1 rRNA gene is annotated in these 259 nt (G+C 51.0%); it reads right to left on the minus strand.

The annotated features are described in order from the left end of the window. Positions 1–258 (minus strand): 23S ribosomal RNA (locus tag D2V08_RS17455); the annotation flags it as partial. Position 259 lies beyond the last annotated feature (1 nt).

Below are 259 nucleotides of genomic sequence, written 5' to 3' on the forward strand. Positions count from 1 at the left end.
AGGCCATACACTACATGTCCCCGAAGGGATTCAGTTTTGACTGTTACGGGTTCGATCGCCTCTACTAACGTAATCTCTCTTGATTTCTCTTCCTCCCCCTACTGAGATGTTTCACTTCGGGGGGTTCCCTATCCTTACGGATTGACTAAAGTCAGGATGTCCTATTAGGGGACCTGCGGATCATAGAGTCCTTGCGTCTTCCCGCAGATTTTCGCAGCTTGGCACGCCCTTCGTCGGCTCTCAAACCGAACCATCCACT

Source organism: Flagellimonas lutimaris, from assembly GCF_003581615.1.
Lineage (GTDB): Bacteria > Bacteroidota > Bacteroidia > Flavobacteriales > Flavobacteriaceae > Flagellimonas > Flagellimonas lutimaris.